At 67.7% G+C, this 26,533-nt stretch carries 22 protein-coding genes; 10 read left to right on the forward strand and 12 right to left on the reverse strand.

Annotation, left to right across the window (positions count from 1 at the left end; all coding sequences use genetic code 11):
* Window positions 1-110 precede the first annotated feature (110 nt).
* On the forward strand, window positions 111-812 hold the full coding sequence (locus tag RI032_RS05585) for an SGNH/GDSL hydrolase family protein (protein ID WP_322547962.1): 702 nt from the start codon (window positions 111-113) through the stop codon (window positions 810-812).
* Window positions 813-948: 136 nt separating this feature from the next.
* On the opposite strand, the gene RI032_RS05590 is transcribed toward RI032_RS05585, so the two are convergent.
* The 3 genes from RI032_RS05590 to RI032_RS05600 all read right to left on the reverse strand — a co-directional run bounded on the left by RI032_RS05590 (window position 949) and on the right by RI032_RS05600 (window position 3,821).
* Complete coding sequence (locus RI032_RS05590; protein ID WP_032129926.1) at window positions 949-2,220, reverse strand: sensor histidine kinase; 1,272 nt, start codon at window positions 2,218-2,220, stop codon at window positions 949-951.
* A 155-nt stretch (window positions 2,221-2,375) separates the two neighbouring features.
* Window positions 2,376-3,089 (reverse strand): response regulator transcription factor, encoded by a 714-nt coding sequence (locus RI032_RS05595; protein ID WP_002811889.1) that lies wholly within the window; start codon window positions 3,087-3,089, stop codon window positions 2,376-2,378.
* A gap of 87 nt (window positions 3,090-3,176) precedes the next feature.
* A complete protein-coding gene (locus RI032_RS05600) occupies window positions 3,177-3,821 on the reverse strand; it encodes an arylesterase (RefSeq protein WP_322547963.1) in 645 nt (214 codons plus the stop codon).
* A 75-nt stretch (window positions 3,822-3,896) separates the two neighbouring features.
* Between RI032_RS05600 and RI032_RS05605 the strand changes: the two genes are divergently transcribed.
* Window positions 3,897-4,544, forward strand: a complete 648-nt coding sequence (locus RI032_RS05605) for an ABC transporter ATP-binding protein (RefSeq protein WP_010481858.1) — start codon at window positions 3,897-3,899, stop codon at window positions 4,542-4,544.
* Entirely contained in the window at window positions 4,541-7,054 is a 2,514-nt protein-coding gene (locus RI032_RS05610) for an ABC transporter permease (RefSeq protein ID WP_241888607.1), read from the forward strand. Before RI032_RS05605 ends, RI032_RS05610 begins: the two co-directional genes overlap by 4 nt.
* A gap of 107 nt (window positions 7,055-7,161) precedes the next feature.
* Here the strand turns inward: RI032_RS05610 and RI032_RS05615 are convergent, their stop codons facing one another.
* From RI032_RS05615 to RI032_RS05635, 5 genes are all read right to left on the reverse strand, one after another.
* The gene (locus RI032_RS05615) at window positions 7,162-8,088 is read right to left on the reverse strand and encodes a DUF6607 family protein (protein ID WP_322547964.1); all 927 of its coding nucleotides are present in this window, start codon (window positions 8,086-8,088) and stop codon (window positions 7,162-7,164) included.
* 73 nt (window positions 8,089-8,161) lie between these two features.
* Complete coding sequence (locus RI032_RS05620; RefSeq protein ID WP_322547965.1) at window positions 8,162-8,761, reverse strand: Hemin transport protein; 600 nt, start codon at window positions 8,759-8,761, stop codon at window positions 8,162-8,164.
* Between the two features lie 4 nt (window positions 8,762-8,765).
* Entirely contained in the window at window positions 8,766-11,009 is a 2,244-nt protein-coding gene (locus RI032_RS05625) for a TonB-dependent hemoglobin/transferrin/lactoferrin family receptor (protein WP_425541450.1), read from the reverse strand.
* Window positions 11,010-11,162: 153 nt separating this feature from the next.
* Window positions 11,163-11,357 (reverse strand): hemin uptake protein HemP, encoded by a 195-nt coding sequence (gene hemP / locus RI032_RS05630; protein WP_005412278.1) that lies wholly within the window; start codon window positions 11,355-11,357, stop codon window positions 11,163-11,165.
* Window positions 11,358-11,604: 247 nt separating this feature from the next.
* Window positions 11,605-12,576: an aldo/keto reductase gene (locus RI032_RS05635; RefSeq protein WP_010481868.1), complete on the reverse strand. Its 972-nt coding sequence runs from the start codon at window positions 12,574-12,576 to the stop codon at window positions 11,605-11,607.
* A 193-nt stretch (window positions 12,577-12,769) separates the two neighbouring features.
* On the opposite strand from RI032_RS05635, the gene RI032_RS05640 reads away from it, so the two are divergent.
* The 5 genes from RI032_RS05640 to RI032_RS05660 all read left to right on the forward strand — a co-directional run bounded on the left by RI032_RS05640 (window position 12,770) and on the right by RI032_RS05660 (window position 17,670).
* A complete protein-coding gene (locus RI032_RS05640) occupies window positions 12,770-14,068 on the forward strand; it encodes a NupC/NupG family nucleoside CNT transporter (RefSeq protein ID WP_049453452.1) in 1,299 nt (432 codons plus the stop codon).
* A gap of 25 nt (window positions 14,069-14,093) precedes the next feature.
* Window positions 14,094-15,059 (forward strand): ribokinase, encoded by a 966-nt coding sequence (locus RI032_RS05645; protein WP_010481872.1) that lies wholly within the window; start codon window positions 14,094-14,096, stop codon window positions 15,057-15,059.
* Between the two features lie 149 nt (window positions 15,060-15,208).
* Window positions 15,209-15,640: a hypothetical protein gene (locus RI032_RS05650; protein ID WP_322547966.1), complete on the forward strand. Its 432-nt coding sequence runs from the start codon at window positions 15,209-15,211 to the stop codon at window positions 15,638-15,640.
* A 147-nt stretch (window positions 15,641-15,787) separates the two neighbouring features.
* A complete protein-coding gene (dusB, locus tag RI032_RS05655; protein ID WP_125437498.1) occupies window positions 15,788-16,783 on the forward strand; it encodes a tRNA dihydrouridine synthase DusB in 996 nt (331 codons plus the stop codon).
* 59 nt (window positions 16,784-16,842) lie between these two features.
* On the forward strand, window positions 16,843-17,670 hold the full coding sequence (locus tag RI032_RS05660; RefSeq protein ID WP_005415318.1) for a class I SAM-dependent methyltransferase: 828 nt from the start codon (window positions 16,843-16,845) through the stop codon (window positions 17,668-17,670).
* 44 nt (window positions 17,671-17,714) lie between these two features.
* Here the strand turns inward: RI032_RS05660 and RI032_RS05665 are convergent, their stop codons facing one another.
* The 3 genes from RI032_RS05665 to olsF form a co-directional block, all read right to left on the reverse strand.
* On the reverse strand, window positions 17,715-18,761 hold the full coding sequence (locus tag RI032_RS05665) for a metal-dependent hydrolase (protein WP_057504243.1): 1,047 nt from the start codon (window positions 18,759-18,761) through the stop codon (window positions 17,715-17,717).
* 119 nt (window positions 18,762-18,880) lie between these two features.
* Window positions 18,881-19,681 carry a UDP-2,3-diacylglucosamine diphosphatase gene (locus tag RI032_RS05670; RefSeq protein WP_010481879.1) on the reverse strand — a complete coding sequence of 267 codons (801 nt, stop codon included), beginning with the start codon at window positions 19,679-19,681 and terminating at the stop codon, window positions 18,881-18,883.
* Complete coding sequence (gene olsF, locus RI032_RS05675; protein ID WP_322547967.1) at window positions 19,678-21,393, reverse strand: bifunctional ornithine lipid synthase OlsF; 1,716 nt, start codon at window positions 21,391-21,393, stop codon at window positions 19,678-19,680. The genes RI032_RS05670 and olsF overlap by 4 nt, the downstream gene beginning before the upstream one ends.
* Window positions 21,394-21,719: 326 nt before the next feature.
* On the opposite strand from olsF, the gene metK reads away from it, so the two are divergent.
* Both metK and RI032_RS05685 read left to right on the forward strand, forming a co-directional pair.
* Window positions 21,720-22,931, forward strand: coding sequence for a methionine adenosyltransferase (metK, locus tag RI032_RS05680; protein WP_010481882.1), 1,212 nt, complete (start codon window positions 21,720-21,722; stop codon window positions 22,929-22,931).
* Between the two features lie 140 nt (window positions 22,932-23,071).
* The gene (locus RI032_RS05685; RefSeq protein ID WP_005415314.1) at window positions 23,072-23,578 is read left to right on the forward strand and encodes an acyl-CoA thioesterase; all 507 of its coding nucleotides are present in this window, start codon (window positions 23,072-23,074) and stop codon (window positions 23,576-23,578) included.
* A gap of 67 nt (window positions 23,579-23,645) precedes the next feature.
* On the opposite strand, the gene ppc is transcribed toward RI032_RS05685, so the two are convergent.
* The gene (ppc, locus tag RI032_RS05690) at window positions 23,646-26,357 is read right to left on the reverse strand and encodes a phosphoenolpyruvate carboxylase (RefSeq protein WP_322547968.1); all 2,712 of its coding nucleotides are present in this window, start codon (window positions 26,355-26,357) and stop codon (window positions 23,646-23,648) included.
* Window positions 26,358-26,533: the final 176 nt, after the last annotated feature.

A 26,533-nucleotide genomic window follows, 5' to 3' on the forward strand; every position in this document is an offset into this window, starting at 1 on the left:
AAGGCCGCCAGCCGCATCCCGGCACCGGCCCGGTGAATGGACTGCCTAGGGCAAGCCCCGGCCCGCCCCAGCTTCTATGATGGCTTTCCCCTTCCCTGCTGGAGCGCCTGATGTCCCGTCGCCGTACCTGCCTGCTGATGCTGGGCCTGCTGACCGTCGCCCCCCTGGCCCAGGCGCTGAGCCCGGCCAAGCCGCCGCGCGTGCCCGAGCAGGTCTCCAACGTGGCCTGGGCCGACGACATGGCCCGCTTCGCCAGCGCCGACCAGGCCAACCCGCCGCCACGGGGCGGCATCGAGTTCATCGGCAGCTCCTCGATCCGCATGTGGGAAGGCCTGGCAGCCGACTTCCCCGGCCAGCCGGTGTTCAACCGCGGCTTCGGCGGTTCGGAAGTGCGCGACAGCACCTGGTATGCCGACCGCATCGTGGTGCCGTATGCGCCGTGCAAGGTGTTCTTCTACGCCGGTGACAACGACCTCAACAGCGGCCGCAGCGCCGTGCAGGTGCGTGACGATGTGGTTGCCTTCGTGCAGCGCGTGCATCGCGACCTGCCGAAGACCAGGGTCGAGTACCTGTCGATCAAGCCGAGCCCGTCGCGTGCGCATCTGCTGCCGGCGATCAACGAGGCCAACGCGCTGATCAAGGCCGCCCTGGCCAAGCTGCCCGATACCGGTTTCACCGACGTCTACACACCCATGCTCGGCACCGATGGCCAGCCGGATGCGTCGCTGTTCCGCGAGGACATGCTGCACATGACACCGGCCGGCTATGACATCTGGACCAAGGCACTGGCGCCGAAGGTCAACTGCAACTGAGGGACTGCGGACGCCGCAGAGGCGCCACGCGCACGCCTTCCGGTCGATGCCAACCTTGGTTGGCATCGGGCACCGGCGTGACTCCTGTTGAAAGCGCCGACCAAGGTCGGCATCTACCGAGGCAGCAGGTGCCGCCTCAGCGGAAGATCACCGTGGCCTCGGTGCCCTGGCCTGGCTCGCTGGCCAGGCTGACCTTCCAGCCGAAGCGGTCGCACAGCCGGCGCACGATCGACAGGCCCAGGCCAGTGCCCTGCGGACGGCTCGGCTCGGCACGGTAGAACGGCTCGAAGGCCCGCGACAGCGCGTCGGCCGACATGCCGATGCCGGTATCGCGCACCACTACCCGGTCGTTGTGCACATGCACGTCGATGCGCCCTTCGTCGGTGTAGCTGCAGGCGTTGCGCACCAGGTTGCTGACCACCACCTGCAGCACCCGCGGCGGCGCATGCAGCTGCACCGGGCCATCGCTGTGCAGGTGCACCGACACCGGGCGCGTACCCAGCAGTTCGTTGGCGTTGTCCACTTCATAGCGGACGATGTCGTTGACGTCGAACAGCTCGACCTGGGGCTCGACGTCGGCCTCGCGTGCCAGGATCAGGAAGGCATCGATCACCGCCTCCATGTCACGGCCTGCACGCTGGATGCGCTGCAGGCTGCGGCGCAGGCGCGGCTCCAGGCTGTCATCGCCCAGTGCCATGTCGCTGGCGACGCGGATGACGGTCAGCGGTGTGCGCAGTTCATGGCTGGCGTCGCGGGTGAAATTGCGCTCGCGCGCCACATGCGCGCTGACCCGGTTGGCCAGCGAATGCAGTGCGGCCGCCAGCTGCCGGGTCTCGCCCTGCATGTCCGCCGGCAGCTTGTTCGGTTCCAGGTCGGCTGCCTCCGGGTGGCCCGGGTCCCAGCGTGAGACGCGCCGCGCCAGCCAGTTCACCGGCGACACCAGGCGCTTGGAGGCCCGATAGGTCACCCAGCTGGCGCCATACACCGCCAGCAGGGTCAGCAGCACCGGCACGATGCCGAACCAGAACGCCAGCATCTCCGCGCGCGAACGCAGGAACACCAGGTACAGGCGGCCGGCCGGGCGCACATCGACCAGCACCAGCTGGTCGTCCTTGGGCAGTTCGTGGAAGCCGGGTTCCAGATTGCGCAGGTTGGCCGGCAGCGACAGGGCCGACTGCCCGCTTTCCAGCAGGTAGCCACGGATGTTCTGGGTGTTGGGCGGGGGCTGCACCGGCGAGGCCTCGTGCAGCGTCCAGAAGTACGCCGCCTCCTCGCGCAGGGCGGCGCCGACCAGGCTGTGCTTGATCACCAGCGAAACCAGCCACGCACCGAGCAGGATGCCAAGGCTGGCCAGCACTGCCTGCAGGATGAAAGCGATACGGATCTTGCGCGGCAGGCCGTGCGGCATTGCGGAGTCCCGGTCAGAGCGCTGCGATTATAGGCAGCGCACCGCGCCGTTGGGATGCACGGGCGATGACCGGCGGCACTGCCGGACGATCATCCCCTGCCCTTGTGCCGGGCCGCAGCCCGGCCCGGCCTGCGGCTGCACCGGCGCGGGCCTGCTCAGGCCATCGGCTGGGCGATGTCGGCAATGCGGTAGCCGGCACTCTGCACGGTATGCAGCAGCGGACGGTCGAACGGCTTGTCGATGATCTTGCGCAGGTTGTACAGATGGCTGCGCAGGGTGTCCGAATCCGGCAGGCCGTTGCCCCAGATCTCGCGTTCGATCTCCTGGCGGGTGACCACGCGCGGCGATTCGCGCATCAGGATGGTCAGCAGGCGCAGGCCGATCGGCGACAGCTGCAGCTCGGTACCGGCACGGGTGGCACGCATGCTGACCGGATCGAGCACCAGGTCGGCGACCTTCAGCACTTCCGACCCCACCTGGCGACGTTCGCGGCGGATCAGCGCGCGCAGGCGGGCTTCCAGCTCCTGGATCGCGAACGGCTTGGTCAGGTAGTCATCGGCGCCGAAACCGAGGCCGGTGAGCTTGTCGTCCAGCGTGTCGCGTGCCGTGAGCATCAGCACCGGGGTGGACTTGCGCGCATCGTTGCGCAGGCGACGGCACACTTCGATGCCATCCAGGCGCGGCAACATCAAGTCGAGCACCACGACGTCATAGCTGTTTTCCGCCGCAAGGCGGTAGCCATCCAGGCCGTCCTGTGCATAGTCGACTTCAAAGCCGCGACCTTCCAGGTATTCCCCGATCATCTCGGAGATGTTGCGGTTGTCTTCGACCACCAGCACCAAGCCGGAGGTCTCCTTCGTCTGACGCATGTGATTCCCTCTAACTTCAGCTTTGTGAAACATGCCGGATCGACGGTGGACGCGATGTGAAGTTCCGTCAAGAGGGAAGTAAATCGTTCAGAGCAGAGGGCGCAGCAGCGGCCAGACGTTGTCCAGCATCTTCGGCTGCGCCTGTGCGGTCGGGTGCAGGCCATCGGCCTGCATCATGCCCGGCTGCAGGGCCACGCCCTCCAGCAGGAACGGCAGCAGCGGCACCTTGTACTGCGTGGCCAGCGCCTTGTAGGCCGCGGCCAGGCGCTGGCGGTAGGCCGGGCCGTAGTTGGGCGGCACGTCGATGCCCAGCAGCAGCACCTTGGCACCGCCCTTCTGGCTGGCCTGCACCATCTTTTCCAGGTTGCCCTGCACCTGCGCCGGGGTCAGTCCGCGCAGCGCGTCATTGCCGCCGAGGGCAATCACCACCACGGTCGGTTTTTCCTTCGCCAGCAGGCCCGGCAGGCGGGTCAGCGCGCCGGCGGTGGTTTCCCCGCTCATGCTGGCGTTGACGATGCGTGCCGGGGTTTTCGACTGCTGCCTGACCCGCTGCTGCAGCAGGCTGACCCAGCCGGCGTCGACGGGGATATTGTGGGCTGCACTGAGGCTGTCGCCCAGGACCAGCACGGTGCCGGCCGGACCTTTGGCACAGGCCAGCCCGGGCAGCAGCAGGAACCCTAGCAGCAGCACCATCATCACGCCGGCTCGCCGGCTCCATCCCGTCTTGCGCATTGGAGTCTCCTCATCGACAGCCTGTCCCCCCGCAGCGCGTCCGTTGCCATCGCCGTCGACCAGGTCGGCAAATCCGTGCAGGGCCCGGAGGGTGAAGTCCACATACTGGACAACATCACCCTGACCGTCCATGAAGGCACCAGCGCGGCCATCGTCGGCGCCTCCGGTTCCGGCAAGACCACCCTGCTCGGCCTGCTGGCCGGGCTGGACCTGCCCAGCCGCGGCCGCATAGGCCTCGCCGGGCAGGATCTGGCGGCACTGGATGAGGAAGCACGTGCCCAGCTGCGCGCACGCGAGGTCGGTTTCGTCTTCCAGAGCTTCCACCTGCTGCCGGCGCTGACCGCCGCCGAGAACGTGGCGCTGCCACTGGAGCTGGCCGGGCGCGAGGACCGCGTACGGGTCGATGAAGTGCTGGCCCAGGTCGGCCTGGCCCATCGCGCTCGCCACTACCCGCGCCAGCTGTCCGGCGGCGAGCAGCAGCGCGTGGCACTGGCGCGCGCCTTCGTCACCCGCCCACGCATCCTGTTCGCCGACGAACCGACCGGCTCGCTGGACCACGCCACCGGCCAGCACATCAGCGACCTGCTGTTCGAACTCAACGCGAGCAGCGGCACCACGCTGGTGCTGGTCACCCACGACCTGCGTCTGGCCCAGCGTTGCCAGTACATCCACCGCATCGACAACGGCCGCCTGCTGCCGGTCGAGCGTGGGGCGCAGGCATGAACCTGCTGCGGCACGCGTGGCGCGCGCTGCGCCGCGAGGCGCTGGCCGGCGACCTGCTGACCGTGTTCGCCGCACTGGTGCTGGGCGTGGCAGTGATGACCGCAGTCGGCACGCTGGTGAACCGGGTCAACCTGGCGCTGACCGGCAGCGCAGCGGAAATGCTCGGCGGTGACCTCGGCATTGCCGGGCGCGATGACCCGCCGCAGGCGTTCGCCGACGAGGCGCAGCGGCGTGGACTGGCCTTCACCCGCATCGCCAGCTTCGGCAGCGTGCTGTTCAACGGTGATGCCAGCCAAATGGCCAGCATCAAGGCGGTGCAGGCGGGCTATCCACTGCGCGGCACGCTGCGGGTGCGTGCCACACCTGGCGGCGCCCTGATCGCCGAGGCCGGCATGCCCCCCAAGGGCCAGGCCTATGCCGACCCGCGCCTGCTGCAGGGGCTGGGGCTGAAGACCGGCGATGACCTCGAATTCGGCGCCGGCACGCTGCGTATTGCCGGCATCATCGAGGCCGAGCCGGATGCCGGTGGCGACCTGTTGACCCTATCCCCCACCCTGCTGGTCAACCGTGCTGATGTGGAAGGCACCGGCCTGCTCGGCCCCGGCAGCCGCATCAACTACCGGCTGATGTTTGCGGGACCGGCGGGGCAGATCGCGTCCCTGCGCGAGTGGCTGCTGCCACAGGTGAAGGGCCTGCGCCTGCTGAGCGTGGATGACACCCAGCGCGGCGTGCGCCAGGCCTTCGACCTGGCCGGCCGCTTCCTCGGCCTGAGCGCGCTGCTGGCGGTGCTGCTGGCGGGCGTGGCCACCGCATTGGCGGCCAACCGCTTCGCCCTGCGCCGCATCGACCAGGTGGCGATCCTGCGCTGCCTCGGTGCGCGCCAGCGCGACATCCTGCTCGGCCTGGCACTGCAGCTGCTGATGCTGGCAGTACCGGCCTGTGCGCTTGGCATCGGCCTGGGCATGGCCGCCCAGGAAGGGCTGGTACAGGTGCTGGGCAGCCTGGTGCCGCAGCGCCTGCCACTGCCGGAGGCAATGCCGGCGCTGACCGGTGCCGGCATCGGTCTGTTGCTGCTGTTCGGCTTCGGCCTGCCACCGCTGCTGCGCCTGCGCGGGGTGCCGCCAATGCGCGTACTCAACCGTTCCTTCGCCACGCTGCCACCGGCCTCGCTGCTGGCCTATGTGGCCGCGCTGGGGGCCAGCCTGGTGCTGGCGGTGCAGGTCACCGGCGACCTCAAGCTGGCCTTGTGGGTGCTGGGGGGCCTGGGCGGGCTGGCGGTGGCGGCCGGCGTGGTCGGTTTCGTGCTGCTGCAGTTGATGCGCGGCCTGCAGCATCGCCTGCACGGCCACTGGCGGTTGGGCCTGGCGGCGCTGACCCGGCGCCGGATGCTGGCGGTGATGCAGCTGGTGGGCTTGTCACTGTCGCTGTGCGCGCTGCTGTTGCTGGCAGTGACCGGTCCCGGCCTGCTGCAGCAGTGGCGCGAGCGGTTGCCTGCGGATACACCGAACTACTTCCTGATCAACATCCAGCCCGAGCAACGCGACAGCGTGCTGGCAGCGCTGCGCGGGCTGGGCGCCAACGACGCCAGCATCGAACCGATGGCCACCGGCCGCCTGATCGCGATCAACGGCAAGCCGCCGCTGCGCGTGGATCGCGAGCCCGGACAGGACGGGCAACCGGCGCAGGGCGGCCAGCGCGATGACGATGACGAGAACCGGCCGTTGAACTTCAGCTGGCGCAGCACCTTCCCGCCGGCCAATACGCTGGTCAATGGCACGTTCTGGAAGGCCGACAGCACCGCGCCGGAAGCCTCGGTGGAGATCGGCTGGGCCAAACGCTACGGCGTGTATCCCGGCGACCGCATCACCATTGCAGTGGGCGAGCAGGAACGCGAATTCACCGTCACCAGCGTGCGCAAGGCGGACTGGAACACCTTCCGGCCGAACTTCTTCGTGCTGCTGAACCCGAATGCGGTGGGCGACACCCCGCACAACCTGCTGTCGGCGTTCCATCTGCCGGCCGGCAAGGCAGCCGGACTGGGCGAGCTGGTACGCGCGCAGCCCAACCTGTCGCTGCTGGACGTGGATGCGGTGATCTCGCAGGTGCGCGATGTGATGGAACGGGTGGCACAGGCGGTGCAGCTGGTGATGGTGTTCAGCCTGCTGGCCGGCGTACTGGTGCTGCTGGCCGCGCTGCAGGCCACGGCGGGCGAGCGTCGCTACGACAGCGCGGTGCTGCGCACGCTGGGCGCGACCCGGCGGCAGCTGCGCGGCGCGGTGCTGGTGGAATTCGGCGCGCTGGGCACCCTGGCCGCGTTGCTGGCGGTGGGGGCGGCGGCCGCCATCGGTGTGGCGGTCTCGCAGAAGGTGTTCGAGCTGCCGTTGCTGCCGCCGTGGCCGGGCCTGCTGATCGGCGGCGTGGCCGGTATCGGGTTGAGCCTGCTGGCCGGCTGGTGGGGTACGCGGGCGATCCTGCATACGCCACCGGCACTGGCCCTGCGCGAGGCCTGAGGCGGCGCCGGACCGGGGCGCGTGCCGAGCAAGCTCGGCACCTACCAAGAGCACATGACGGCGTTGCCAGTGTTCGAGGAACAAGCACATCCACGCATGGCGTGGATCTACTGGGCTTTTTCCACGTACTTGGCGAACACGTCGTCGATCTGCGTGTCCTTCACCTTCTTGCCGGCCTGGATCTCTTCGGCCTGGGTGAACAGCGGGATGATCATCGCCATGCCGTCGATCCTGGTCTTCAGGTGCACGCCCGGGGCCTGGCCGAGGAAGCCGTCCCAGCGCTGGCGCACCTTGGCCCAGTACCCAGCGGTGGCCTTCCAGTAGTTGCGCGCCGGGGTGAAGTCGATCTCGGTGGTCTTCACGTAGTCGTTGAAGCCAAACTCGCGTGCGATCTCCACCTGGCTGCCGTCGGCGTTGCGCTGCACCTTGGTGTTGAACTGTTCGTGGGTCCAGCCGTTCGGGGTCAGCGTGTGGCGGTTGATCACGGCCAGCGCGTTGTAGTCGCTGCGCTTGGTGTACTCACGGCGCGGCAGCGGGCGCCAGCTCAGGTCGCTGGTCCAGCTCGGCACGTTGTTGGTGTAGGTCCAGGTGCCGGTGCCGCAGTAGCGCGGTGCGTCGCTCACTTCGTACACGCACTGGGTCCACGCGCCCTGGTTCACCGCCGCCGGAATGCTGCGCACCTTCCAGGTCTGGTCGGCACTGAACTCGAAACGGTTCGGTGCCTCGTACACCCAGTCCTGGCGCCAGTGCTTGGTGATGTGGCCGCTCTTCTCGTCCAGCAGCAGGTGCTGCAGCACGATGCGCTTCGGCGTGTCCTCGACCACGATGACCACTTCGTTGCCACCGCTGCGCATCGCCGGTGCACGCTCGTAGCCCGGCTTCAGCAGCACGGTCTCGTCGAACGCGAAGTCCACGGTGTACTCACCCTGCATGGCAAGGATGCTGTCGTGGTCGCGGGCGATATCGGAGGGCTGCGCGCTGGCCACGCCGCTGGCGGCGAGCAGCAGCATGGCGCTGGCTGTCTGGAGCTTCATCGGGGTCTTCCTTCGGGGGTGCAGATTCATTGAGGGGCCATCCGTGGCCAACGGGCGTTCCATCAGGAGATGGTCACAGGCGGATCAGCGGCAGGTCGCCGGGAATCCGTGGCGCCGGGCGCCGGGCGGCGTCGGCACAACAACAGTCGTCGATCACCAGTTCGCCTTCAGCACCTTCCAGGCGTGCGATGCGGCGGGCGGTGGCCGCGCCCAGCGAGGACAGGGTCGACAGGCTGGCCGCCAGGGTGCGCCCGTCGTCGGCGGCGTGCAGGCGCAGCGCGCACAGGCGCCAGCGCTGGCCGCCGAGATGGCCGGCCAGGCGCCGCCACAGTCGTTCGCCGACGCTGCCATCGCTGTCGTGTTCCGGTCCCGGCGGCAACGCGGCCACCAGCCGGTCCCAGGCCAGGAAATCGCTGTCCGGTAGCAGGTACAGACGCCACACGCAGCGGCCGCGGCCATCGAGGAAGCACAGGCTTTCGCGCAGGCCCTCGCTGTCCACGCCCTGGCAGGCGTGCACGCGTACGGCCTGGCGCCAGCCACCCAGCTCGTTGCCGTCAGCGTGGTACAGGCACAACACGGTGCCGAGCGTGGCCAGCTGTGCCGGGGTCGGCCAGGCCGCGCTGTGCGGCGCGGCGATGGAGTCATTCCTGCGTGCGGACAGTGCTCGGCTCATGAGGTCACCAGGAAACGGCAAGGCTGGCGGAGAAGGTGCGGCCCGGGCTGCTGAAACGATCGCTCAGTGCGCGATTGGTGATCAGGCTCGGGGTGATCGACGACCATTCGATGTAGCGCTTGTCGGCCAGGTTGAACACGCCGACATTGAAGGTGGCACCCGGTGCGAAGTTCCAGTGCGCCATCAGGTCGAGCACGCCGTAGCCGGCCGGCTGGTAGACGAACGGCGCCGGTGCGTTCGGATTGGTCTGCGCGGCAGGCGGCGGCAGGCGCTTCTTGCGCTGTACGAAGGTGCCGGCCAGTTCGACGCCCCAGGTATCGGTGTCGTACATCAGGCCCAGCGTGCCGCGAAGCGGATCGACCGAGGCCAGCGGTTCGTCATCGGTCCGGTTGTCACCACGCGACCATGCCAACGCACTGCGCAGCGCCCAGCCCTTCAGCGCCGGGCTGAGCTCGCCGAACTCGATGCCGGCCTTCATTTCCGCGCCATAGATGCGTGCTTCGGCGATGTTCTGCGACTGGAACACGGTCAAACCCTGTGCGTTGCGGCCGGTATCGACGTTGGACTGGATGAAATCCTTGTAGTCGTTGTAGTAGCCGCTGACGCTGACGTACGCCGCCGGCGCGATGAAGCGCAGGCCCAGTTCGTAGCCGTCGCTGGTTTCGGGCTTCAGGTCCGGATTGGCGATGGCGGTATAGCGGAAGGCGACATTGGTCAGGCCGATGTTGACGTCGTTGTACGGCGGCGATCGGAAGCCACGCGCATAACCGGCGAACAACGACCACTGGTCGGTAAAGCGCCAGACCATGCCCAGCTTCGGCGACACGCTGGTCTTCTTCAGCTGCGCCACGGCCGTGGTCGGGTTGTCTTCGGCGAAGATGCTGTCCACTTCCGGCTTCAGCTCGTAGCGGTCCACGCGCACGCCCGGCACCAGCGACAGCCTGCCATCGGCAAAGCGCATCTCATCCTGTGCATACAGGCCCAGCTCGGTGGTCTTGCTGATCGGGAAGTCACGCACCGGGAAGGTGTCCGGCAACACCGTGTTGCTGACCACGCCCGCCTTGCTGACCTGGTAGCCGTCGCGCTTCTGGCGGATCTCGGTACGGGTGCCTTCGAAACCGTAGGTCACTGCGTGCTCGACGCTGCCGGTGGTGAACGCCTTGTTGAACTGCGCCTGCAGGCCATAGGCATGCTGGTCGAAGGAGAACACGCGGTGGCGGCGGGTGCCGTCGGTGCGCGTTTCGTCGGTCTGCTGCCGGGTTTCGCTGTTCTGCGCGTACACCTGCCAGTGCAGGCTGTCGGCGAACGGCTGGTCCAGCGCATCCATTTCGTGGGCGAAGGACACGCGGTTGCGCTTCTGGGTGTCGTGGGACTTCATGCCAGTTGCGGCAGCCATCGCGCCGGGACGCGGCGCAACACTGGCAATCGCCGACAGCACATTGGTATCGGTGGTGTCTTCGTTGCCTTCCACGGTCAGGCGGAAGCGCTGGTCCTCGCTCGGTGCATAGACCAGCTTGCTGAGCAGGCTGCGGCCGTCGCGATCCTGCGGATTGGACGCCGTGCGGGTGTCGTTGTCGCTGCGCACCGTGCCCTTGTTGTCGGTTTCCTGACCCTGGTGGTGGTTGACGTTGACCAGGCCGCTCCAATGGTCACCACCAAAGGCCGCCGTGGCACCGCCAAGCAGGCCCTTCCACTCACCGTCGTAGCCGAACTTCAGGCCGAAGTAGCTGTTCTTGCCGTCCTTGAGGTAGTCGGCCGGGTCCTTGGTCACGAACGCGACCACGCCGCCGAGTGCATCGGAGCCGTACAGCGAGCTGGCCGGGCCACGCACGATCTCGACGCGCTTGAGCGTATCGAGGTCGGTGAAGTTGCGGTTGGAACTGGCGAACGAACCGATGTCGAACCGGGTCGGCATGACGATGCCGTCGGTCTGGATGCGCACGCGGTTGCCGTCCAGGCCACGGATGCGGAAACCATCCAGGCCGAAGCGGGTCGCGCTGCGGGTGACCGACAGGCCCGGTTCGTAGCGCACCAGATCCTTGATGTCCTGCACCAGGTGCCGGTCCATCTGCTCACGGTCGATGACGTCCACGGTGGCCGCCACGTCGCTCACGGCCCGCTCGGTGCGGGTGGCGGTGACCTGCACCCGATCGAATTCGCGCGCATCGGGTGCGGCAGTGGCAGCAGCGTGGGCGGACAGCGGCAGCGCCATCCAGACAGCAAGGCAAAGGGCGGAATGGCGGGTCATCGGGTTCGTTTGGTCAGGCAGGGGAACCCCCGGTTACCGGCACACCCGGAAGGTGCACGCGGTAGACCGAGGGGGAGAGAGCAGGAGCGGACGGGTCGCCCACCCTGTCGGCGCTGCCGGCAGGAGGGAGGGAGGCGGGCGACCAGGCCGCGATTACTTGGTCAGGATCAGCTTGTCGTTGCTGGTGTGCCGCAGGCGATAGAAGCGGTCGCCGTGCTGGATCAGGATTTCACGACGGCCCTTGAGCAGGGCTTCGCTGTCGATGACCTCTTCCGGCGGAACGACGCGGACCGGTCGATCGCGGAGCGTCAGCGTTTCGGGGCGCAGCAGTACAGGTTGAGCATTCATGAGCATCTGGACTCGTGCGAGGGACGAGTTAAATGATAATGATTCTCAGTTGACAATCAACAACCATTCTCAATTTCATTGATGAGATTAATGATCGAATTCGGAAATTCGATAGACATCATCAATCATAAGATTGGGTGCGACACCTTTGTAGAGTCGAGCCACGCTCGACTGCTCTTGGCGCCGTCGCCAGGAAACGCCCGCGCTGCGCGCGGAGTCGAGCATGGCTCGACTCCGCAAAGGGCTCTCAGGCGAAGACGGCTTCGACCTGGGCCCAGCCGGCGGCGTCGACCTGCTCCAGCACGTCCAGTGCCTGCAGGTTCTGCAGCAGCTGGCTGACCCGGCTGGCGCCGAGGATCACGCTGGAGACATTCGGGTTGCGCAGGCACCAGGCAATCGCCAGCGTGGCCGGGGCCTGGCCCAGCGCGCGCGCGACTTCGCTGAAACGGCGCACCTGACCCAGGCGGGCCCCGGCGTCGGCCCCCAGCACCAGGTCCTGCAACCACTCCATGCCTTCGCGCCCCAGCCTTGCATCGGCCGGGATGCCCTGGTCGTACTTGCCGGTGAGCAGGCCCGAGGCCAGCGGCGAGAAGATGGTGGTGCCCAGGCCGGCACCGGCATACAGCGGCGCGTACTCGACCTCGACCCGCTCGCGGTGCAGCAGGTTGTACTGCGGCTGCTCCATCGACGGGCCCTGCAGGTTGCGCGCCTCGGCGATGTCCAGCGCCTGCTGGATCTGCGCCGCCGACCACTCCGAGGTGCCCCAGTAAAGGATCTTGCCCTGCCGTACCAGGGTATCCATGGCGTGCACGGTCTCGGCGATCGGCGCGTCCGGATCCGGGCGGTGGCAGTAATAAAGGTCCAGGTAGTCCACCCGCAGGCGCTTGAGTGCAGCGTGGCAGGCGTCGGTCACGTGCTTGCGCGACAGTCCGCGCTGGGTCGGTCGCGGGTCCTTGGCGCTGCCGAAGAACACCTTGCTGGACACGCAGAAGCCGTCGCGCGGCAGGCGCAGGTCGGTGATCACGTCCCCCATGACCTGTTCGGCACGGCCGTTGGCATAGCCCTCGGCGTTGTCGAAGAAATTGACGCCATGATCCCAGGCGGCGGCCACCAGGTTGCGGGCCTCATCGCGCGGAACCTGATCGCCGAAGGTCACCCAGGCGCCGAAGGACAAGGCGGAAATCGGCAGGCCGGTGGAGCCCAGGCGACGGTATTGCATGCGAATCTCCTGCTGCGGGCCCGCATCCGGGCCGGGATCAAACCCCATTCTACCTGCCGCCGCCAGCCGCAAGCCCTTGCCGTTGCTGGCCTGATCGGCACCGATGGCCGCGCACACGCTGCTTTTTCTTGCCCCGGCCCCTGCCCTGCACTAGGCTTCCCGTTTTTCGCGACGCCCCAGGGGAGTCACTCACATGGTCGAAGGTTTGGGCAGGATCGGCTTCGGCCTGTTCGGGTTGGCGGTGCTGATCGGCATCACCTGGTTGTTTTCCAATAACAAGCGCGCGGTTGACTGGAAGCTGGTTGCCACCGGTATCACCCTGCAGATCGCCTTTGCGGCGCTGGTGATCCTGGTGCCGGGCGGGCGCGACGTGTTCGACGCGCTGGGCAAGGGCTTCGTCAAGATCCTCAGCTACGTCAACGAGGGCTCGGGCTTCATCTTCGGCTCGTTGATGGACACCAAGAATTACGGCTTCATCTTTGCCTTCCAGGTGTTGCCGACCATCATCTTCTTCTCTGCACTGATGGGGGTGATGTACCACCTCAACGTCATGCAGGCGATTGTGCGCGTGATGGCGTGGTCGATCACCAAGGTGATGCGCGTGTCCGGCGCGGAAACCACCAGCGTCTGCGCCAGCGTCTTCATCGGCCAGACCGAGGCGCCGCTGACCGTGCGCCCGTACATCGCCAGGATGACCCAGTCCGAGCTGCTGACCATGATGATCGGCGGCATGGCACACATCGCCGGTGGCGTGCTGGCGGCCTACGTGGGCATGCTCGGCGGCGGTGATCCGGCGCAGCAGGCCTTCTATGCCAAGCACCTGCTGGCGGCCAGCATCATGGCGGCCCCGGCCACCCTGGTCGTGGCCAAGCTGCTGATCCCGGAAACCGGCACCCCGCTGACCCGCGGCACGGTGAAGATGGAAGTCGAAAAGACCTCCAGCAACATCATCGACGCGGCCGCTGCCGGCGCCGGTGACGGCCTGAAGCTGGCGCTGAACATCGGTGCGATGCTGCTGGCCTTCATCGCTCTGATCGCGCTGTTGAACGCACCGCTTACCTGGATTGGCGATGTGACCGGCCTGGCCGCTGCCATCGGCAAGCCGACCAACCTGTCGACCATCTTCGGTTACGTACTGGCCCCGATCGCCTGGGTGATCGGCACCCCGTGGGCCGATGCCACCACCGTCGGTTCGCTGATCGGCCAGAAGGTCGTGATCAACGAGTTCGTGGCCTACACCGAGCTGTCGCAGATCGTGAACGGCCAGATCGCCGGCGTGAGCCTGTCCGAGGAAGGTCGCCTGATCGCTACCTACGCGCTGTGCGGCTTCGCCAACTTCAGCTCGATCGCGATCCAGATCGGCGGCATCGGCGGGCTGGCCCCGGAACGTCGCCACGACCTGGCCAAGTTCGGCCTGCGCGCCGTGCTGGGCGGTACCATTGCCACCTTCATGACGGCGACCATCGCCGGCGTGCTGACGCACTTCAGTTGAACCCTTGGTTGAGAAAAGATTCCCTATGAGCAGCAGTGTCGTTGTCGTCGGTTCCTTCAATGTCGATCACGTGTGGCGGTGCGAGTCGCTGCCGGCACCGGGTGCGACCATTGCCGGCCGTTACAGCACCGGCCCCGGTGGCAAGGGCTTCAACCAGGCCGTGGCGGCCTGCCGCGCCGGTGCCGACACCCACTTCGTGTGCGCGCTGGGCGACGACGCCGGTGGCGCCACCGCCCGTGAGCTGGCCGCGCAGGACGGCTTCGGTCTGATCGCCGAGGCCAGCAGCGAACCGACCGGCACCGCCGGCATCTATGTGGACGCGCGCGGCCGCAACACCATCGTGATCGGCCCGGGTGCCAACGCCGCGCTGAGCACCGACTTCCTGCAACAGCAGCAGGCGCTGCTGACCGGCGCCAAGGTGGTGCTGGTGCAGCTGGAATCGCCGGTGCAGACCATCGAAGCGGCACTGGCCACGGCCCGCGAGGCCGGCGTCACCACGGTGCTCAACACCGCACCGGCCGATGCCCCCTCCACCATCGGCCTGCTCAAGCTGGCCGATGTGATCACCCCGAACGAGACCGAGTTCGCCGCCCTGCTCGGCCGTCATGTCGGTGAGCGCGTGGATGCCAACGACGTCGCCGCGCTGGATGGCGCCAGCCTGCACGCGCTGTGCCGCAAGCTGGTCGGCAACGGCACGGTGGTGGTGACCCTGGGTTCGGTGGGCGTGTTCGTGTCGCATGCCGACGAGAACCTGCGCGGCGATACCCAGCCGTACTACCGCGTGGGTGCCGAACAGGTGCAGGCGATCGACACCACCGGCGCCGGCGACGCCTTCAACGGTGCGCTGGCCGCATCGCTGGCACAGGTGGCCGACGCCCCGTTCGCCCGTCACGTGCGCTTCGCCAACCAGTTCGCCGGTCGTTCGACCGAGAAGGAAGGTGCCGCTGCGGCAATGCCGCGTTTCACCCCGGCCGACGCCGAAGCAAAGTAATTCCACGCCATGCGTGGATGACAAGGCCCGGGTGCACAGGCACCTGGGCCTTTCTTTCGCCCATTGCCCAGCCCCTGCGACCGCCTGTCGCATTGCCCGCATCCCGCCCCTCACCCACCATCCGCGCAGCGTTTCAGCGTGGGCAGGACATGGACGGATTCCCTTGGTTGCTGGTTGCCGCCGCCGGTAGTGCCATTGCGGCCCTGCTGCATATCGGCTGTATTGCCTTCGGCGCCGCGTGGTACAGGTACTTCGGTGCTGGCCCGCGCATGGTCCGGCTGGCACAGGCCGGGCATTGGTGGCCGCCGCTGATGACCGCCGGCATTACGGCCGTGCTGGTGGCCTGGACCCTGTACGCACTGGCCGCAGCGGGCTGGCATTCACCGCTGCCGGCCAGCCGTCTGGTCCTGTCGGGCATCGCCCTGCTGTTGCTGCTGCGCGCAGCGATGGGCTTCGGGCTGGCCCTGCTCCGGCCCGGCGACAACGACCGGCGCTTCTGGGTGGTCAGTTCACTGGTGTGCCTCAGCTTGGGGCTGGCCTTCGCGCTGGGTACCCGCCAGGCCTGGCAGAGCCTGGGGTAGCCGCCTACCATCGCCCGCCCTAGGGGGCGGCGGAAGCAACCGTCAAGCATCTGCTGATGCCGGTACGGCATGAGCTCGGTGCGGATCGGCCTGAACCGGACCGCGTCCGACACGGCCGTACCGCCGCCCGCGCCCTACAATGGGCGCATGCAGATCGGCCCGTACACCATTGCCCCCAACGTCGTGCTGGCGCCCATGGCCGGCGTCACCGACAAGCCCTTCCGCCTGCTGTGCAAACGGCTGGGCGCGGGGCTGGCCGCCTCGGAAATGACCATCAGTGACCCGCGTTTCTGGAACACGCGCAAGTCGATCCACCGCATGGATCATGATGGCGAGCCGGCCCCGATCAGCGTGCAGATCGCCGGCACCGAGCCGCAGCAGCTGGCCGAGGCCGCACGCTACAACGTCGACCACGGCGCGCAGATCATCGACATCAACATGGGCTGCCCGGCCAAGAAGGTGTGCAACGCCTGGGCCGGTTCGGCACTGATGCGCGACGAGCAGCTGGTGGCGCGCATCCTCGAGGCCGTGGTCAACGCGGTGGACGTGCCGGTCACGCTGAAGATCCGCACCGGTTGGGACTGCGACCACCGCAACGGCCCGTTGATCGCACGCATCGCCGAGGACAGCGGCATCGCGGCACTGGCGGTGCACGGCCGTACCCGCGACCAGCATTACACCGGCCAGGCCGAGTACGCCACGATCGGCGAGATCAAGGCCGCGCTGCGCATTCCGGTGATCGCCAACGGCGATATCGATTCGCCGCAGAAGGCCGCCTACGTCCTGAAGGAAACCGGCGTAGACGCGGTGATGATCGGCCGCTCGGCACAGGGCAGGCCGTGGATCTTCCGCGAAGTGGCGCACTATCTGGCCACCGGCGAGGAACTGCCACCGCCGTCGCTGGCGGAAGTGCGCGACATCCTGCTCGGCCACCTGCACGCACTGCATGCGTTCTATGGCGAGCCGCAGGGCGTGCGCATCGCGCGCAAGCACCTGGGCTGGTATGCCAAGGACCGGCCGGAGAATGCGGCCTTCCGCGCCGTGGTCAACCGCGCCGAAGACCCGCAGAGCCAGGTCGCGCTGACCACCGAGTACTTCGACCGCCTGATCGCCGGGGAACCGGCGTTATCTTCGGCGGCCTGAGCCGCCAATCCTGCGTTTCCGGACAGTCGAGCCTGCTCGACGCTACAAGAGCCCGCCCCATGACCCCGCCGATCTCCTCCCCGACCTACCTGCACGGGTTCTCCGGCACCGAGCAGCAGCGCCTGATGACCCAGGCGCGCCTGCTGGAATCGAGCATCTTCGGCCAGATCGACTACAGCGGCGCGCGGCGCCTGCTGGAAGTCGGCAGCGGCGTGGGTGCGCAGACCGAGATCCTGCTGCGCCGCTTCCCCGAGCTGCACGTGACCGGTGTGGACCTGAGCGAGACCCAGCTGGCCACCGCGCGCGAGAACCTGGCGCGCACGCCGTGGTGCAGCGATCGCTACACCCTGCAGCAGGCTGACGCCGGCGAGCTCCCGTTCGAGGCACGCAGCTTCGACTCGGCGTTCCTGTGCTGGGTACTGGAGCACGTGCCGTCACCGGCGCGCGTGCTGAGCGAGGTGCGCCGGGTGCTGGCACCGGGTTCGCCGGTCTACATCACCGAGGTGATGAATGCCTCGTTCCTGCTCGACCCGTATTCGCCGCACATCTGGCGTTACTGGATGGCGTTCAACGATTTCCAGTACGACCACGGGGGCGACCCGTTCGTTGGCGCCAAGCTGGGCAACCTGCTGCTGGCCGGCGGCTTCCGCGACGTGCACACCGAGATCAAGACCATCCACCTGGACAACCGCGAACCGGCGCGGCGCAAGACGATGATCGCGTTCTGGGAGCAGCTGCTGCTGTCGGCCGCCGACCAACTGCTGCAGGCCGGCTCGGTGGACGAGGAAACCGTGGAAGGCATGCGTCGCGAGTTCCGCCTGGTGCAGAACGACCCGAATGCGGTGTTCTTCTATTCGTTCGTGCAGGGCCGCGCCACGGTGTATTGAGCCGACGCGGCACCAATGCTCCCGCATCCACGCATGGCGTGGATCTACTCGACAGCGCCGACTACGGGCGCATGCCAGATCCGCTGCCACATCGCCGCCAGCCGGCGCCCGGCATCAGCGCGCGCGGCGGGACTGCTGTAATCCGCCCGCAGCTGCTCGGGCGTGATTGGCCGCCACTGCCCGTCGACCTGCTCGGCCACGGCGAAGTTGAAGGTGTAGTCCGGTTCCAGGCCCATGCGCAGGTCGCTCAGCACCAGCCGGCCGTCCATCACCTGCGCACGCATGAAGCCACGGTTGAACCAGGTCAGCTGCTGCACCGCCGGGATGCCCCCTGCTTCGCGCAGTACCTGCACGTTGGACGCGTGGCCTTCGAACTGCATCGGCCCATGGTCGGCCACCAGCGAGCGGTCGCCCACCACGTAGCCGTTCGGCGTCATCGCCACCACCCGCCACAGCAGGGTGTTGAACGGCATCGGCACCGAGAAGCGCGGGGCATCGCCCAGGCCCATCGCCGCCAGGCTCTGCTGGGCAGCACGGTCGACCTGGGCCTTGGCGATCAGGCCCCAGCCCAGGTAGGCACTGCTGGCCAGCAACGCCACACCCAGCACCTTGCCAGCCCAGGGGCGGGCGCGGCCAAACCAGGCCAGCACGCAGCCCAGCAGCAGCCACACCGTGTAGCCGGGATCGATGATGAAGACGCTGGAGCCCATGGTCGGGTGTGGCCGCAACGGCCACCACAACTGGGTGCCGTAAACGGTGAATGCATCCAACAGCGGATGGGTGACCAGCGCCAACTGGATCGCCCAGAACCAGCGCACCGGTGACTGCGCAACGCGGCCGTTGCCGAAGCGCTTGAACAGCCACCAGATCAGCGCTGCCACCCAGGGCAGCACCAGCAGCGAATGGCTGAAGCTGCGGTGCTCGATCATGTTCGCCACCGGGTCGGCGGCGGTGAAGCCGAGCCACAGGGCATCGAGGTCCGGCAGGGTGCCGAGCGCGGCACCGGCCAACAGGGCCGCGCGGCGCTGGCCGGGCGGAGCGATGGCAGCGGCGACGGCGCCGCCGAGCACGATCTGGGTCAGGGAATCCATGGACCGATGCTAGCGGCTTGCGGGCGGTGCATGTAGAGCCGAGCCCATGCTCGGCTGCCGTTACACGCAATGAAGAGCAGCCGAGCATGGGCTCGGCTCTACAAGGGGACAATCGCGGGTTACGCCGCCTGCGACAGGCGCGCGCCCGGCAGCTCCACCAGCGTCTGGCCGTTGTGGTCCAGCAGGCGCAGCGCGCCATCGTGGTCTTCGGCCAGTGCTGTCAGGCTTTCCACCCAGTCGCCGTCGTTGGCATAGACCAGGCCGTCGCGTTCAATCAACGCAGCGCGGTGGATGTGGCCACAGACGATGCCATCCAGTCCGCGACGGCGCACGTCGTCCAGGCCGGCCTGCACGAAGCGCTCGATGTAGCGTTCGGCCGCACCGCTGCGCTTCTTCAGGAATTCAGACAACGACCAGTAGCGCATTCCCAACAGCCGCCGCACCGCGTTCAACGCCTGGTTGCCGGTCAGGATGCGGTAGTACAGCCAGTCACCGAACTTTTCCTGCAGGCCGCCGAAGTGGGTCACGCCGTCGTACTCGTCCCCATGCGCGACCAGCAGCCGGCGGCCATCGGCGGTCACGTGGATGGCGCGCCGGCGCACCTGCATCGCCGGCAGCATCAAACCGCAGACCTGGCGCAGCGAAGCATCGTGGTTGCCGGGGATGTAGACGATCTCGGTCCCGGCACGGCGCAACGCGTGCAGGGCCTGGATGACTTCGCTGTGCGACTGCCGCCAGTTGGCGCGGCGATGCGCCATCCACCACAGGTCGATGATGTCGCCGACCAGGTACAACCGTTCGCAACGCAGCTGCGAGAGGAACCGTGCCAGCTCGGTGGCATGGCAATGACGTGAACCCAGATGCACATCGGAGACGAACACTGCGCGCCGGTGCGGCGACAGGTTCGCCAGCGCGCTCATGCCGGCGTCCCCGCGTCGCGCAGGTAGCGTTTGCGCTTGTTCGGCCGGATCGCACACAGGTCCACTTCGATCAGGCCGTCGATCGAATCACTGAAGTCCGGGTCGACACCGAAGGCGAGGAAGCGGGCACCACCGGGTTCGCACAGATCGGTGTACTGGCGGTACAGCGTCGGCACCCCCGTGCCGAGTGCGGCCAGGTTGGCCTTGAGCACATCGAACGCGGCACCGGCATCCAGCTCGCCGAAACTCGGCGGTGCAGCGAAGTACTGGAACGGCCGGTTCGATTCGGCCAGCCCGGCGGTACCGCTGTAGTAGCGCTGGTAGTAGGCCACCAGCTGCTCGCGCGCATCGCGTGGCAGCGCCGCGCTGATCGACACCGCGCCGAACAGGTAGCGGATACCCGGCCGGCACTGCAGGTAGGCGCCGATGCCCTGCCACAGGTAGTCCAGGCTGCGGCTGCCCCAGTAGTCGGGCACCACGAAGCTGCGGCCCAGTTCCAGGCCCTCGGCGATGTGGGTGATGGCATCGTCGGAATAGCGGAACAGCGACGCGCTGTAGAGCCCGGACAGTCCGTGCCGGGCCAGCGCATGGGCGCCGCGCATGATCCGGTACGCGCCGGCGATGCGCTGCGCGGCCGCGTCCCAGATCACGATGTGCTCGTACCGCGGGTCATAGTCGTCCAGGTCGCGGCTGCGCCCGGTGCCCTCGCCCACCTGGCGGAACGTCAGTTCGCGCAGGCGGCCCAGTTCAAGCAGCAGCGGTGAATCGGCGCTACAGGTGGCCAGCAGGATCTGCTTGCCATCGGCGGTCTGGCCCAGCTGGGTCGCTGCGGCAATCCCTGCGGCGACCTGCGAGGGCGGCACCGGGGCAGCCAGCGGCTCCGGACCTGCGCAGGCAGCGGCAATACCGGCTGTGCCATTGCGGCCCAGCGCATAGAGCGCGCGGCGTACCGCCAGCAGCTGTGCGCCCGGGTCGCCGCCTTTGCCCAGCTGCATTGGCTCGCCGATGCTCAGGCGCAGCGGGCGGCCACGGCGGGTAAACATCTCGCGCGCCAGCAGCGCCGTGCCAGCCGGCTTGAACAGGGTCGAGGCGCCGTAGAACAGTGCCGAATTGCGTGCTTCCACGCGCACCGGCAGCACCGGCGCACCGGCGGCACGGGCAAAGCGGACGAACCCGCGCTGCCAGCGGCCATCGCGGATGCCGCGCAGCGACAGGCGCGAGACCTCACCCGCCGGGAACACAATCACGCACTGCTCGGCGGCCAGCGCCTCCTCCACCGCGTGCAGACTGCCGCGCTGGGCCTTGCCGCCAAGGATGCGCACCGGCAACAACAGGTCCTGCAGTGGCGCGATGGCCCCCAACAGATCGTTGGCCACGATCCGCACGTCACGACGGATGCGGCCGACCGCGTCCAGCAGTGCGAGGGCGTCCAGCGCCCCCGAGGGGTGGTTGGCGACGATCAGCAAGCGGCCGGTGGCGGGAATCTTCGCCAGCGCGGCCGGATCCACCTGGTACTGGCCATCGATGAATTCCAGGGCGGCGGCGACGAAGCCGAATCCGCGCAATCCCGCACTGCGCTGCAGGAACGCTTCGATCTGGTCCAGGCGCGACCAGCGGCCGACACTGCGCAGCAACGGCCGTGCCAGTTGGCCCCGGCGGCCGTGGAACCAATCGGGGAAGCGTTGCTGGAGACGCTGTTCGAGTTCCTGCATGGCGGATCCACTCATGCCCGGCGGCCGGATTGGCCGACAGCCTGCGCCCGGCAGGCGGCAGCCAGATGGCGGTTTCGGGGCAGAACGATGACGGCCGGCCTGGCAGGGTCGCGGCCTGCGCGGTCCGGGGTTGGACAGCCCCATCCGTCGTCACGCTGGTGGAACACTGGGCCTCGAGGCCGGGCCCAATCCCGTCACGACGGCCCTTGCCAGGCCTACGCGGGCTTAACCACCGGCAACCGGTACCGGTTCACAATGCACAGGCGGCGCACCCCGTGTATCATTCGCGCCCATCTTTCCATCCGAATCAAGGGATATTACGCCTGATGTCCAGCTATCTCTTCACCTCCGAGTCGGTCTCCGAAGGCCATCCGGACAAGGTTGCCGACCAGATCTCCGATGCGGTGCTGGACGCGATCCTGACCCAGGACCAGCGCGCCCGCGTGGCCTGCGAGACCATGGTCAAGACCGGTGTTGCCATCGTGGCCGGTGAAATCACCACCAGCGCCTGGATCGACCTGGAAGCACTGACCCGCAAGGTCATCACGGACATCGGCTACGACAGCTCCGACGTCGGCTTCGACGGCGCCACCTGCGGCGTGCTGAACCTGATCGGCAAGCAGTCGCCGCACATCGCCCAGGGCGTGGATCGCAAGAAGCCGGAAGAAATGGGCGCTGGCGACCAGGGCCTGATGTTCGGCTATGCCACCAACGAGACCGACAGCTACATGCCGGCCGCGATCCACCTGTCGCACCGCCTGGTCGAGCAGCAGGCCAAGATCCGCAAGAAGAAGAACTCGCCGCTGTCGTGGCTGCGCCCGGACGCCAAGAGCCAGGTCACCCTGCGCTATGAAAACGGCGTGGTCTCGGCCATCGACGCCGTGGTCCTGTCGACCCAGCATGCCCCGGGCATCAAGCAGAAGGACCTCATCGAGGCCGTCCGCGAAGAAATCATCAAGCCGGTGCTGCCGGCGAAGTGGCTGCACAAGGGCACCAAGTTCCACATCAACCCGACCGGCAAGTTCGAGATCGGTGGCCCGGTGGGCGACTGCGGCCTGACCGGCCGCAAGATCATCGTCGACACCTACGGCGGCTGGGCCCGTCACGGTGGTGGCGCCTTCTCCGGCAAGGACCCGTCCAAGGTCGACCGTTCGGCAGCCTACGCGGCCCGCTACGTCGCCAAGAACGTGGTTGCCGCCGGCCTGGCCGACCGTTGCGAAGTGCAGGTCTCCTACGCCATCGGCGTGGCTGAGCCGACCTCGATCTCGGTCACCACCTTCGGCACCGGCAAGATCAGCGACGACAAGATCGAGAAGCTGATCCGCAAGCACTTCGACCTGCGCCCGTACGGCATCATCAAGATGCTGGACCTGGTGCACCCGATGTACCAGCAGACCGCGGCCTATGGTCACTTCGGCCGCAAGCCGAAGGAGTTCAGCTACCTCAACGGCGAAGGCGAGACCGTCAACGCCACGGCCTTCTCCTGGGAGAAGACCGATCGCGCCGCCGCCCTGCGCGCCGATGCGAAGCTGAAGTAAGAAACACGAAGGGCCGCTCACGCGGCCCTTCTGCTTTCTGTAGAGCCGAGCCCATGCTCGGCTTTCTTTTTCCTGCGACAAGAGCAGCCGAGCATGGGCTCGGCTCTACAAGAGCTACGCCACGCCGATACAATCGCCCCATGTCGACCGAACTGAAAACCCACCAGCTGTCCATGACCGTGCTGATGTCGCCGGAGATGGCCAATTTCTCCGGCAAGGTCCACGGTGGCGCGATCCTGCGGCTGCTCGACCAGGTCGCCTATGCCTGTGCCAGCCGCTACGCCGGCAGCTACGTGGTCACCCTGTCGGTGGACCAGGTGATGTTCCGCCAGCCCATCGCGGTGGGCGAGCTGGTCACCTTCCTGGCCTCGGTGAACTACACCGGCACCTCATCGATGGAGATCGGCATCAAGGTGGTGGCCGAGGACATCCTCAAGCGCAGCGTGCGCCACGCCAACAGCTGCTTCTTCACGATGGTGGCGGTGGACGAGGAAGGCCGGCCGACGCCGGTACCGCCACTGCAACCGGCCACCTCCGACGAGAAGCGCCGCCAGGCCGCCGCACAGATCCGCCGCCAGCTGCGCCAGGAAATGGAACAGCGGCACCTGGAACTGCTGGCGTCGAATCCGCCGTCGCCGGAGGAGTGAGGGCGTGCGGGGCACGCCCCGCACCCACCGAAGCAGGTAGCGCCGGGCCATGCCCGGCGGATGCGTATCACCCGGTGTTCTGCACGCCCTGCGAAACACCGTTCACGCAGGCCACCAGCGCGCGCAGCAGGTCATCGTCCTCGCGCCCGCTTTCGCGCCAACGCTGCAGCAGATCCACCTGCAGCACGCTGATCGGATCGACGTAGGGATTGCGCAGGCGGATCGACAGCGCCAGCCGCGCATCGTGGTCCAGCAGCGTCTGCTGGTCCATCAACGCCAGTAGCCAGTGCCGGGTGAGTTCCAGTTCACGCTGCACCTGCGGGAAGAAACGCCCATGCAGGTCGCCCGACAACAGCGAGAACTGCTCGGCGATGGTGATATCGCCCTTGGACAGCACCATCGCGATGTCGTCCAGGAAGGTGCGGAAGAACGGCCAGTCACGCGCCATATCACGCAGGGTCTGTTCGTGGCCGGCATCGACCGCCGCCTGCAGGCCACTGCCCACGCCGTACCAGCCGGGGATGACCGCGCGTGCCTGGCTCCAGGCGAACACCCAGGGAATCGCGCGCAGGTTGCCCAGTGCCGCGTCCTGGCCGAGCCGACGCGAAGGACGCGACCCCAGCGTCATCCGCTCGATCACGTCGATGGGTGTGGCGGTACGGAAGTAGTCCATGAAGCCGGCCTGGCCAACGAACGCGCGATACACCTCGCTGCTGGCCGAGGCCACCGCGTCCATCACCGGCCGCCACTCATCCTCGCGCGGCTCGGCGGCACGCGGGCGCAGGCTGGCGCGCAGCACTGCACCGGTGGCCTGTTCCAGCGAGCGCAGGGCCAGCGCCCGGATGCCGTATTTGCGATGGATCACCTCGCCCTGCTCGGTCACCCGCAGGCGGCCATCGATGCTGCCGCGCGGCGACGCATCGACCGCGTGCGTGGTCTTGCCACCGCCACGGCTGATCGAACCGCCACGGCCATGGAAGAAGGTCAGGCGGATGCCGGCCTCGGCCGCCACCTCCAGCAGTTCCACCTGCGCACGCTGCAGGCCCCAGCGCGAAGCGGCGATGCCACCGTCCTTGCTGCTGTCCGAATAGCCCAGCATCACCATCTGCACGTCGTCGCGCGCACGCAGATGGGCGCGGTAGACCGGGTCGGCCAGCAGGTCACGCAGGGTCGCGGTGCCGCGCTTGAGGTCATCCACGGTCTCGAACAGTGGCGCGATGTCGAGCGGCACCGCACCGCCCTCCTCTACCAAACCGCCACGTCGTGCCAGCGCCAGCACCGCCAGCACATCGCTGCGGTCGTGTGCCATCGAGATGATGTAGCTGCCCAGTGCATCGCTGCCATGCCGCGCGCGCGCATCGGCCAGTGCAGCGAACACCGCATCCAGCCGCTGGTTGCCCTCGTCATCGCCATTGGGCAGCGTGTCTTCCCCGCTGGCATGCGGGCCCAGCAGGCGCGCACGGCCCAGCGCATCCAGCGCCTGCCAGCTTTCTTCGCCGCCCAGCACCGCAGCCAGTGCGCGCGCATGCACGCTCGATTCCTGGCGCACATCCAACCGCGCCAGATGGAAGCCGAAGGTCTTCACCCGCCACAGCAGGCGCTGCACGGCGAAGCCGCCTGCATGTTCGCCGCGATTGGCGCGCAGGCTGTCGAGGATCAGCTGCAGGTCGTCGATCAGTTCGGCGGGGCCGGCGTAGGCGCCCCTGCCATCATCCAGCGTCGCCTGCAGGCGTGCGCGCATGCGGTCATTGAGCAGGCGGTACGGCATGTCGGCATGACGCGGGCGCGACTGCACCTGCGGCAGCAGCTGCTGGTACTGCGCCACGCGTGCCTGCAGCGAATCACTCACACCCACCCGCTCGGTAGACTGGCTGAGCAGGCTGGCCAGCTGCAGCAGTTCCTTCTGGTAGCGCCCGAGCACCGCCTGCCGCTGCGCATCCAGCGTGTTGCGGATGGTGGTCGCATCCACGTTCGGGTTGCCATCCATGTCGCCGCCTACCCACGTGCCGAAACGCAGCAGGCGCGGCAGCGGCAGCTCCTCGCCGTAGGTATCGCGCAGTGCCTGCTGCAGCGATTCGTACAGCACCGGAATCACCCGGTACAACACCTGCACCAGATAGAAGCCGACATGTTCGCGCTCGTCATCCACGGTGGGCCGCACCGGCGAGGAGTCGGTGGTCTGCCACGAGGCCGTCAGCGCCATGCGGAAGCGCGCGGCGTCGGCCGCGGCCTCACCTGGCGTGCGCTGGCCGTCGAGGTTGTCGACCAGGCTGGCCACCATCAGCTGCTCTTTTTCCAGCAGCGCGCGGCGCACCGCCTCGGTCGGGTGCGCGGTGAACACCGGTTCGATGTCGATGCGCGGGAGCCACTGCGCGAGTTCGTCCAGGCCCACGCCCTGCGCCTTCAGGTGCTGCAGCGCGTCCTGCAGGCCATCAGGCTGTGCACCTGCGGTACCGGCGCGCTGATAGTCACGGCGACGGCGGATGCGATGCACGCGCTCGGCGATGTTGACCACCTGGAAGTACGTGCTGAACGCACGCACCATGGTTTCGGCCTGCTGCGGCGTGCGCCCGGCCAGGCCATCGGCCAGCTCCGACAATGGAGCTTGATTCTCGCGGCGGGCGATGGCGCGGGTGCGCACGTCTTCGACGTCGTCGAGAAACGCGGCGGACACCTGTTCAACCAGCAGGTCACCGACCAGCGCGCCGAGCCGGCGCACGTCATCGCGAAGCGGAAGATCGGGAGAAGCAAACTCGATGCTGCTGCGGTACTCGTTCATCGGCGACGCACAGGCCTCGGTCAACGGATCCAGGCCCCAAGCCTAAACCAGAACGGGCGTCGTGCTGCGATGCAAAAATGGTTTCATCTGCACGCATCCATGACGGACGCAGCCGAGCATGGGCTCGGCTCTACAAGCGTCGTGGCGCGTGACACCGTGTAGCGCCCGAGCCCATG

Source organism: Stenotrophomonas geniculata (assembly GCF_034508895.1).
GTDB classification, from domain to species: Bacteria; Pseudomonadota; Gammaproteobacteria; order Xanthomonadales; family Xanthomonadaceae; genus Stenotrophomonas; species Stenotrophomonas geniculata.